Source organism: Micromonospora sp. NPDC085948, from assembly GCF_040686315.1.
Taxonomy (GTDB): Bacteria; Actinomycetota; Actinomycetes; order Mycobacteriales; family Micromonosporaceae; genus Micromonospora.
Genome location: NZ_JBFBJW010000024.1, coordinates 41,558 through 47,820, shown reverse-complemented (window position 1 = coordinate 47,820; position 6,263 = coordinate 41,558). Strand labels below are relative to the sequence as shown.

7 protein-coding genes are annotated in these 6,263 nt (G+C 74.1%); 6 read left to right on the top strand and 1 reads right to left on the bottom strand.

Annotated elements, in window-relative coordinates; translation table 11 throughout:
* Window positions 1-753 precede the first annotated feature (753 nt).
* The gene (locus AB0O48_RS34050) at window positions 754-1,785 is read left to right on the top strand and encodes a hypothetical protein (RefSeq protein WP_365070050.1); all 1,032 of its coding nucleotides are present in this window, start codon (window positions 754-756) and stop codon (window positions 1,783-1,785) included.
* Entirely contained in the window at window positions 1,782-2,813 is a 1,032-nt protein-coding gene (locus AB0O48_RS34045; protein ID WP_365070043.1) for an HAD-IIA family hydrolase, read from the top strand. Before AB0O48_RS34050 ends, AB0O48_RS34045 begins: the two co-directional genes overlap by 4 nt.
* Before the next feature lie 32 nt (window positions 2,814-2,845).
* Here the strand turns inward: AB0O48_RS34045 and AB0O48_RS34040 are convergent, their stop codons facing one another.
* Window positions 2,846-3,184, bottom strand: coding sequence for an SCP2 sterol-binding domain-containing protein (locus tag AB0O48_RS34040; RefSeq protein ID WP_088947517.1), 339 nt, complete (start codon window positions 3,182-3,184; stop codon window positions 2,846-2,848).
* Window positions 3,185-3,295: 111 nt separating this feature from the next.
* Between AB0O48_RS34040 and AB0O48_RS34035 the strand changes: the two genes are divergently transcribed.
* From AB0O48_RS34035 to AB0O48_RS34020, 4 genes are all read left to right on the top strand, one after another.
* Entirely contained in the window at window positions 3,296-3,958 is a 663-nt protein-coding gene (locus AB0O48_RS34035; protein ID WP_365070039.1) for a hypothetical protein, read from the top strand.
* Window positions 3,955-4,290 (top strand): hypothetical protein, encoded by a 336-nt coding sequence (locus tag AB0O48_RS34030; RefSeq protein ID WP_357570691.1) that lies wholly within the window; start codon window positions 3,955-3,957, stop codon window positions 4,288-4,290. The genes AB0O48_RS34035 and AB0O48_RS34030 overlap by 4 nt, the downstream gene beginning before the upstream one ends.
* 38 nt (window positions 4,291-4,328) lie before the next feature.
* Entirely contained in the window at window positions 4,329-5,186 is an 858-nt protein-coding gene (locus tag AB0O48_RS34025) for a TlyA family RNA methyltransferase (RefSeq protein ID WP_357570690.1), read from the top strand.
* A 103-nt stretch (window positions 5,187-5,289) separates the two neighbouring features.
* On the top strand, window positions 5,290-6,174 hold the full coding sequence (locus AB0O48_RS34020) for an NAD kinase (protein ID WP_357255858.1): 885 nt from the start codon (window positions 5,290-5,292) through the stop codon (window positions 6,172-6,174).
* Window positions 6,175-6,263: the final 89 nt, after the last annotated feature.

Here is a 6,263-nt window from a genome sequence, read left to right as displayed (position 1 = left end):
CCTCGTGAGGGCGGCTTCCGCGGCGGCGACCGCGAGGGTGGCTTCCGTGGCGGTGACCGTCGTGAGGGCGGCTTCCGTGGCGGCGACCGCGATGGTTCCCGGCCGAGTGGACCGCGTGACGGCGGCGCGCCTCGTGAGGGCGGCTTCCGCGGCGGCGACCGCGAGGGTGGCTTCCGTGGCGGTGACCGTCGTGAGGGCGGCTTCCGTGGCGGCGACCGCGATGGGTCGCGTTCCAGCGCTCCGCGTGAGGGTGGCTTCCGGGGTGGCGACCGTGAGGGTGGCTTCCGGGGCGGTGACCGTCGTGAGGGCGGCTTCCGCGATGGTTCGCGCTCCAGCGCTCCGCGTGAGGGCGGTTTCCGCGGTGGTGACCGCGAGGGCGGCTTCCGCGGCGGTGACCGTCGGGAAGGCGGCGCGTCTCGCGAAGGCGGTTACCGCGGTGCTCCCCGCGAGGGCGGTTTCCGAGGTGGTGACCGGGACAGCTCTCGGCCGAGTGGGCCGCGTGACGGCGGTGGTTACCGGGGTGGCGACCGTGAGGGTGGCTACCGGGGCGGCGACCGGGCGGGTGCTCCCCGGGCCGACGATCGGCCGCGTCGTGAGGGCGAGTTCCGCCGTGACGACCGTGCTGGCGGCTCCGACTCGTACGACGGTGGGCGTAGCTCGGCCCCGGCCCTGCCGGACGACATCGTCGCGACCGACCTCGACAAGGACGTTCGCGCTGAGCTGCTCTCGCTGAACAAGCCGGTCGCCGAGACCGTGGCGCGGCACCTGGTGGCGACGGGTCAGCTCATCGACGAGGACCCGGCCGAGGCGTTGGCGCACGCGCTGGCCGCCCGGCGGCTCGCGTCGCGCATCTCCGCGGTTCGTGAGGCGGTCGGTCTGGCCGCGTACCACGCGGGGGAGTGGCAGTCGGCGATCGCCGAGCTGCGCACGTACCACCGGATGAGTGGTCTGCAGAGCCACCTGGCCGTGCTCGCGGACTGTGAGCGGGCGCTCGGCCGGCCGGAACGGGCCATCGACCTGTTCCGTGGTGCCGACCGGGAGAAGCTGGACCAGGCCGTCGCGATCGAACTGCTCATCGTGGCCGCGGGTGCCCGCGGTGACCTCGGGCAGAAGGACGCCGCGGTCGCGATGCTCCAGGTCCCGGACCTCACCAGCGAGGCGACGGTGCCGTGGACGGCTCGGCTGCGCTACGCGTACGCCGACGCGCTGCTCGCGGTGGGTCGGCGTGAGGAAGCCCGCGAGTGGTTCTCCCGTGCTGCTGACGTGGACACCGAGGGTGAGACGGACGCCGCCGAGCGGCTGCTGGAACTCGACGGCGTGGTCATCGAGGGCGACGACGAGGACGAGGCCGCCGAGGAGATCGCCGCGGGCCCGGGCGCTCCGGGAGCGGTTCCGGCGGAACCGGACGCCGACCTGACCGGCGCGAACGACGACGACCGCGACGACGACGACCGCGACCGCGACGACGACGACCGCGACGACGACGAAGAGGACTTCGACGACGACGAGGACGACGAAGACGACGAAGACGAAGACGACGAAGACGAAGACGACGAAGACGAAGACGACGACGAGGACTTCGACGACGACGAGCGGGACGGTGCGGTCGGCCGTCCTGGCGACGACGAGGACTCCGTCGACGAGGACGAGGACCGTCACCCGGACGACGCCGGCAACGCCGAGGTGGACACCGCCGCCGACGGCAGTGTGACGTCCGGCGACACGGTGAACGCCGACGAGACCGCCCCCACCCGGGGCGACGAGTCGGAGCCGACGCAGCGGTGAACGGGGGCGCGGGGGAGCGGCTGGTCGACGGGTACACCCTTGTCGTTTTCGACCTGGACGGGGTGATCTACCTGATCGACCGGCCGATCCCCGGCGCCGTCGAGGCGGTGGCCCGGCTGCACGACGAGGGACGGGCGGTGGCGTACGCCACCAACAACGCGTCCCGCCGGTCCAGCGAGGTCGCCGACCTGCTGACGGGGATGGGTGTGCCGGCCCGGCCGGAGGAGGTGCTCACCTCCGCGGCGGCGTCGGCCGAGTTGCTGCGGGATCGGCTGCCCGCCGGCGCGCCGGTGCTGGTGGTCGGGGCGGAAGCGCTGCGTGCGGAGCTGCGCGCCGTGGGCCTGACCCCGGTCAGCAAGGCCGACGAGAATCCGGCCGCGGTGGTGCAGGGGTACGGGCCGCAGGTCGGCTGGGTCGAACTGGCCGAGGCGTCGATCGCGGTGCGCTCCGGAGCGCTCTGGATCGCCACCAACACCGACCGGACGCTGCCCAGTGGGCGAGGTCCGCTGCCCGGCAACGGGTCGCTGGTGGCGGTGCTGCGGACGGCGCTGGAACGGGACCCGGACGTGGTGGTCGGCAAGCCGGAGTCGGCGCTGTTCGAGACCGCCGCTCGGCGCGCGGGAGGTGGCCGAAGCCTCGTGGTGGGTGACCGGTTGGACACCGACATCGAGGGTGCCCGCCGTGCCGGGCTGGACAGCCTGCTCGTGCTCACCGGCGTCCACGGCGTACCGGATCTGCTGGCCGCCCCTCCGCAACGCCGTCCCACGTACGTGGCGAATGACCTGGCGGGGCTCTTCGACCCGGCGGCTGCCGTGCGGGTCCCGGGCGCGGCGGACGCCGCTGGCTGGTCCGTGACCGACCGCGACGGCACCCTGGAGCTGGCCGGCTCAGGTCGGCCGCTGGACGCGGTGGCGGCGCTCTGCGCGGTGGTCTGGTCGGCGTCGGAGCCGGCGCTGCCGAAGATCCGCCCGATCGGCCCGGACGCGACGCACGCGGTGGAGAGCTTCGGTGTGACCGCCGCCGCCTGACGGGGCTTGTCAGAGCAGCCTGACGGGGCTCGTCAGAGCAGTTTGCGCAGCTTCAGCAGATCGAACGGGTTGGCCTTGATCGACACCCGGCGGGAGGTCACCGCGCTGGTGACGTCCAGGTCGCCGCGGACCAGGGCGAGCAGGTCATCGCTGGACGTGCTCAGCGCGATCTTGGCCTTGGGATCGTCGCCGTCGGTCAACTCGACAAGTCGACCGCCGGTGATCCGGCCGTGGAACGCGGTGTCCAGATCGGTGATCCGGCAGGCCAGTGTCCGGTCCAGGTCGATCCGTTCGCGCACCGTCTCGGCGTTGCGATCCAGCCGGGCGGCCAGCTCCTGCAAAGCCTGCCGGCACTCGTCCACGCTGGCCACATCTCCCCCTCGTTGATCGCCACGCCGTCCTCGGCACCGTACCGCACGGGTTGGTCCGGGGTGCCCGGTAGCGTGACACCTGCACACCCCGCCCCGTGGAAGGACTCAGGCATGCAGGACGCGTGGCGCGCCTACCTCGAGCTGGCCATGGGCCTCGCGGAGGCGCCCCGGAAGAAGGCCCAGGACGTGGCCCGTCGTCTCGTCGGCTCCGGCGGCGCGACCGCCGCCCAGCTCCAGGCCCTCGGCGAGGAGCTGGTCACCACCGGCGCCGCCAACCGGGAGGCGCTGACCAAGCTGGTCCGATTCGAGGTCGACCGGGCACTCGGCGCGGTCGGGCTGGCTACCGCCGACGAGGTGGCCGAGCTGACCCGACGGGTGCACGACCTGGAACGGCAGCTCCGCGAGGCGCGCGCCGCCGAGCCGACCACCGCACCGCTCGCCGCGCCGACCGCCGCTGCCACTCCGACCACCGCTGAGCCGACCACCGCCGCGCCGAGCACCGCCGATCCGGCCACCGGCGGCAGCACGGCGCAACCCGACCCCGCGCTGGCCGCGCGGCCCGTCAGCGGTCTCGTGCCCTCCGACGCCTCGGCCGGTGCCCCGGTGGCCAAGAAGGCCGTCGCGAAGAAGGCCGTGGCGAAGAAGGCCCTCGCGAAGAAGGCCATCGCCAAGAAGCCGCCAGCGCCGCTCGGCGACGCCGACGAGGCTCCCACTCCCGCGGTCATGCCGGCCAAGAAGGCCGTCCGCAAACAGCCTCCGGACGACGCCGAATGAGCCAGCCAGGCGCACCGGCCGGCGGGTCGTTCCCGGCCCGCCCCGGCCCTCCACCGAACGCGGCGTTCCCAGACCGCCCCGGCCCACCGGCCGGCGGTGCGGCCCGGCCCGGCCCACCAGCCGGTGGCGCAGTCCGGCCCGGCCCGCCGGTGGGCGTCCGGCCCGGCCCGCTGCCCGACGTCGGAGACGACGAGGCGCGGCATCCGGCGGTGGACGCCGCGGTGCGGGCCATGGCCAACGCGGCGACGTTGGCCCCGGCCGACCAGATCGCCCAGTACGAGGCGGCCTACGAGACGTTGCGCGAGACCCTCGCCACCATCGACCAGACCTGAGTGGGACGACCAGGCCTGAGCAGACCGGAGAACCACCCATGGCACGTCGCAACCGGCTGGACGCCGAACTCGTCCGCCGTGGTCTGGCCCGCTCCCGGGAGCAGGCCGCCGCGTTGGTCGAGGCCGGCCGCGTCCAACTGCGCGGGGTCGTCGCGCGCAAGGCCGCCGCGATGGTCGACCCCGCCGATCCGCTGCTGGTGACCGGCGAGGACCCGACCGAGGAGTACGTCTCCCGGGGCGGGCACAAGCTCGCGGGCGCGCTGGCCGCGTTCGGGGCCGGTGGGCTGCGCGTCGCCGGCCGGCGCTGCCTGGACGCCGGCGCGTCGACGGGTGGCTTCACCGACGTGCTGCTGCGCGCCGACGCCGCCGAGGTGGTGGCGGTGGACGTCGGCTACGGGCAGCTCGCCTGGTCACTGCGTACGGATGAGCGGGTCCGGGTGCTGGAGCGCACCAATGTCCGTACCCTCGAGCCGGACGTGATCGGCGGGCCGGTCGAGCTCACGGTGGCCGACCTGTCGTTCATCTCACTGCGGCTGGTGCTGCCGGCGTTGGCCGGCTGCACCCGGGACGACGGTGACCTGGCGTTGATGGTGAAGCCGCAGTTCGAGGTGGGCAAGGACCGGGTCGGCGCCGGTGGTGTGGTGCGCGATCCGCAGCTGCGCGCCGAAGCGGTGCTGGACGTGGCGGCGGCGGCCGCGCGGCTCGGTCTCGGCCTGGCCGACGTGGCGGCCAGTCCGCTGCCCGGGCCGAGCGGCAACGTGGAGTTCTTCGTATGGTTGCGCCGGGGCGCGCCACCGGCCGACCCGGAGCGGGTACGGGCGGTGGTGGCGGCCGGGCCGGAGGGCCCGACGGTCGGCGATGTGCCGGACGTGGCGGCGGAGGAGGTCGCAGGGTGAACGCGCGCAGCGAGGGCGCCGCGACGGTCCGCGGGAGGACACGCGGCCGGGTCGGAGCGACGGTGGCGTGGCACGGTTCGGGCCGGGTCGGGCGGGTGGCCCGATGAGCCGGACCGCGCTGCTGGTGACCCACACCGGCCGACGGCGCAGCACCGAGCACGCCCGGTCGGTCGCCGCCGACCTGATCTCCGCGGGTTTCGAGGTACGGGTGGTCGCGGACGAAGCCGACGACCTCGACCTGCCCGGTGTGGTGCCGGTCGCCGGTCCACAGGCCGCCGAGGGCGCCGAGATCGTCTTCGCGCTCGGTGGGGACGGCACCTTCCTGCGCGCGGCCGAGCTGGCCCGGCCGGCGAAGGCGCCGCTGCTCGGCATCAACCTCGGCAAGGTGGGTTTCCTCGCCGAGGCGGAGATCGACGACCTGGACAGCGCGGTGCGCGACGTCGTCGATCGCAACTACACGGTTCACGAGCGGCTCACGCTGGACGTGACCGCCGAGTTCGACGGTGGGCCGACCATCGAGTCCTGGGGGCTCAACGAGATCAGCATCGAGAAGGGCGAGCGGGCGCAGATGCTCGAACTGCTCGTCGACGTGGACGGGCGGCCCCTGTCGCGCTACGGCTGCGACGGTGTCGTCTGCGCCACCCCCACCGGCTCCACCGCGTACGCGTTCTCCGGTGGCGGGCCGGTGGTCTGGCCGGAGGTGGAGGCGTTGCTGCTGGTGCCGATCAGCGCGCACGCGTTGTTCAGCCGCCCGTTGGTCACCGCCCCGACGTCCACCTTTGTGATCACCGTCGACCCGTTCACCACCCTCGCCGTGTTGTCCTGCGACGGGCGGCGCGTCTACGACCTGCCACCGGGTGCCCGGGTGACGGTGCGTCGGGGCGCCCTGCCGGTGCGCATCGTGCGGTTGCGGGCCCGTCCGTTCACCGACCGGTTGGTCGCCAAGTTCGGCCTTCCCGTGCACGGGTGGCGCGGCAGCCGCCGGTGATCGCTGCGCGGCTGGCGCGGCAGCCGCCGGTGATCGCGGCGTGCACCGTGGGTGGACGGCGGTTGTCCACCTGACGACATGTCGCCGCT

What these genes read in the sequence shown, in the direction of transcription:
- AB0O48_RS34035 (WP_365070039.1), top strand. Translation starts at nt 3,296, where the DNA reads ATGCAGGACGCGTGGCGCGCCTACCTCGAGCTGGCCATGGGCCTCGCG.
- AB0O48_RS34030 (WP_357570691.1), top strand. Translation starts at nt 3,955, where the DNA reads ATGAGCCAGCCAGGCGCACCGGCCGGCGGGTCGTTCCCGGCCCGCCCC.
- AB0O48_RS34025 (WP_357570690.1), top strand. Translation starts at nt 4,329, where the DNA reads ATGGCACGTCGCAACCGGCTGGACGCCGAACTCGTCCGCCGTGGTCTG.
- AB0O48_RS34020 (WP_357255858.1), top strand. Translation starts at nt 5,290, where the DNA reads ATGAGCCGGACCGCGCTGCTGGTGACCCACACCGGCCGACGGCGCAGC.